The 3,679-nt window shown below is 43.6% G+C and carries 1 protein-coding gene; it reads left to right on the forward strand.

Translation table 11 applies throughout. The annotated features are described in order from the left end of the window. The coding region (locus tag R2Q80_RS21850) for a gliding motility-associated C-terminal domain-containing protein (RefSeq protein WP_316801645.1) at positions 1–3,672 on the forward strand (3,672 nt) is incomplete at its 5' end. Positions 3,673–3,679 lie beyond the last annotated feature (7 nt).

The following is a 3,679-nucleotide window of genomic DNA, read 5'->3' on the forward strand; positions in this document are numbered from 1 at the left end:
CTTACTGCTGTTCATACTTTAACTCAAGCCGATATTGATGCGGGTACATACAGCAATACGGCAACAGTAACTGGTAAAACACCAGCTGGATCTGACGTAACTGATGTCTCAGGAACGACCGAGACTAATGATACACCGACAGTGGCAACCATTACTCCGGCTGGTGCTGTGACCTTGGTTAAAACAATCAATGGATCAGTACCAACGGCTGTTGGTGGCGCATTAAATTATAACCTGGTTATTAAAAACACAGGTAACGTAACCTTAACCAACCTTGTGGTCACTGATGCCAATGCAATTGTTACGGGATCTCCAGTTTCTACTTTAGCTCCGGGCGCGAGTGTAACACTTACTGCTGTTCATGCTTTAACTCAAGTAGATGTCGATGCGGGTACCTATAGCAATACGGCAACGGTAACTGGTAAAACGCCCGCTGGAGCAGATGTGACTGATGTTTCAGGAACGACAGAGACTAATGACACACCAACAGTGGCTTCCATCACGCCGGCTGGTGCTGTTACTTTAGTGAAAACTGTTAACGGTACTGTGTCGAATAAAGCAGACGAGGTACTGAATTACAACTTGGTTGTTAAAAATGTCGGAAACGTCACCTTGACCAATCTTGTGGTTACGGACGCCAATGCCATCGTAACCGGCTCACTGGTTTCGAGTTTAGCTCCTGGTGCGAGTGTAACACTTACTGCTGTTCATACTTTAACTCAAGTTGATGTAGATGCTGGAACCTATAGCAATACCGCAATGGTAACTGGTAAAACCCCGGCAGGTGCAGACGTGACTGATATTTCAGGAACGGCTGAGACTAATGACATACCTACTGTTACAACGATTACTCCAGATGGTGCTGTGACCTTGGTTAAAACAATCAATGGATCAGTACCAACGGCTGTTGGTGGCGCATTAAATTATAACCTGGTTATTAAAAACACAGGTAACGTAACCCTAACCAATCTTGCGGTTTCGGACGCTAATGCAGTGGTAACAGGTTCTCCTGTTTCTAGTCTGGCTCCAGGCGCAAGCGTAACATTAACGGCTGTTCATAGTTTAACCCAAGCCGATATGGATGCGGGTACATACAGCAATACCGCAAGCGTTACAGGTAAAACACCAGTGGGAGCAGATGTAACCGATGTTTCGGGAACTACCCAAACGAATGATATACCTACTGTTGCAACTTTATCTTTATCACCTTCATATACTTTTACAAAAATTGCCACTAACACGGTAAACAAAGCGGGTGATGTGATCAACTACCGATTGATTTTGACAAATACGGGGAATGTAACGTTAACCGATATTCAGATTTCTGATGATAAGGCAGATGCAGGAAGTTTGAACCCGGCAGACATAACAGCTATTGCACCTGGTGAAAGCGCCAGCATCATCGCGAAACATATCGTTACCCAGAGTGATGTTAACTCAGGTGGTTATATCAATCAGGCCAAAGCATCAGTAAAAGATTCTAAGGGCAATATTATTAATAAAGTTTCTGATGATCCATCTACAGCTGAGTTAAATGATCCGACGGTTACAAAGATCGTTCCCGATCCTTCAGTCAGGTTTACCAAAATGATAGCCAATAGTGCGGGGGTAGTGAAAGTGATTGAGTACAGTATTCTTGTGACCAATACTGGAAACATCACATTAACGGATATTGTGGTAACCGATCCTGGCGCGGATGCAGGAAGTATCAGACCTTCATTAATCGCTAAACTTGATCCGGCAGAAACGGCCATTGTGAGCGCTCGACATACACTTATTCAGCCTGAGATTGATTATGGAAAATTTGTAAACCAGGCAACTGTAACTGCTTCGTTTGGAACTGGAGCGAATAGATTGTCTAAACTATCGGATGATCCGACAACGCTTGCACCGAACGATCCAACGATATACCTTATACCGGAAGCACCGGCAATTACCCTTGTGAAAACAGGAGTATTAAGTGCAGATGGAAATACCATTACTTATACTTTTAGCATTAGAAATACAGGTAATGTAACACTTAATCATTTCCAATTCTCAGATGCTAAGCTGTCTTCGCCCGTTTCATTCACCCCGGCAACTATTGCCCCGGGAGAGATAGCAACAGCAACAGCCGGTTACATCATTTCTCAGACAGAAAAGAATGCAGGAACGGTAAGAAATACTGCTATAATTACAGCTACTGCACCTTCCGGAACAATAGTAACAGATGTTTCAGGCACAGCTGAGAATAATGATTATCCGACGATTATTGAAATCTCGAAATTAACCAGTTCCAAAGCCGTGACAGACGCCAATAATAATGGAATAGCCGAGGCTGGTGAAGCGTTGACCTATACAATTTTAGTTAGAAACAACGGTAGCACTACAAGAACAGGAGTGACGGTAAGCGACCCAATACCTACGAACACCACTTACTTAACCGGAAGTGCGAGTGATGGTGCAACATTGGTGGGAAATACTTTAAACTGGAATAACCTGACCATTCCTGCCAACGGACAGATGGCAGTTAGGTTCAAAGTTCAGGTAAATGCAGTTCTTTCTTCGGGAAATCTGGCAATTGAAAATATCGCTACCGTAACCGATCCGGGAAATGCGATTGCGGTACTAAAACCTGCTGTTTCCATTCCAACTGAAGGAAAGCTGGAAGGAAGTAAATCTGTTGCTGATACCAAGGGAAATAATGATGGAAAGGCACAGGCTAACGAAATCCTGACTTATTCACTCACCGTTCGTAATACCGGAGGGTCTCCACTAAACGGTGTTGTCATAACTGATGAACTGCCGGCAGGGTTAACTTATGTTGCCGGTTCGGTTTCAGGCAATGGAACGGTGAGCAACAACACATTGAAGTGGACTGTTAACATGCAGGCAAACTCCAGTACAGTTTTATATTTCGATGCAAAAGTAGCACCAGATGTGAATAGCTACAACATTCTCAAAAATGTGGCTTTAATGATAAGTCCCACTGGTGCGGTTGTCCAACCGGAAGCAATAATAGATGTAGATCAATCTGCAGATCTTGTCATCACGAAAGAACTCATAACTACGGGAGAGATTATGACAGGCTCCGATGTGACTTATAAAATAACGGTCACAAATAAGGGAGCCAACCGGGCGACAGGCGTAAGTGTGACGGATAAATTGCCGACGATTATAGATGCGCCTAAGGATATTACCGTAAGTACAGGAACAACCAGTTATTCATCCGTAACAAGAGATCTGGTTTGGATGGTAGGCAGTCTCGATCTGAATCAAACTGCAACCATCACGTTCAAATCAAGAACCCTCGCTGCAGGTCCTTTGAGTAATTCTGCAACTGTTAAAGGCGATCAGCCTGATCCTTCTATGGGAAATAACTATGTCTTGGCCGATGGGGCGACAATTAAGGGGGATGAGTTACTGATTCCAAATCTGTTCACACCAAATGGTGATGGAAGGAACGATACTTTTGAAATCCGGGGATTAACGGAGTTCGCAGAGAATGAGATAACAATCGTGAACCGCTGGGGTAACCAGGTTTATCATGCCAAGAACTATCAGAATAACTGGTCGGGTGAAGGTCTAAATGAAGCAACTTATTTTTATCTGGTGAAGGTGAGAAAGTCAGGAAGCTTCGAATGGAAGGTTTTTAATGGTTACATAACCTTGATCAGGGCATTTAAAAATTAATTGTGGG

This window comes from Pedobacter frigidisoli (assembly GCF_032678525.1).
GTDB lineage: Bacteria > Bacteroidota > Bacteroidia > Sphingobacteriales > Sphingobacteriaceae > Pedobacter > Pedobacter frigidisoli_A.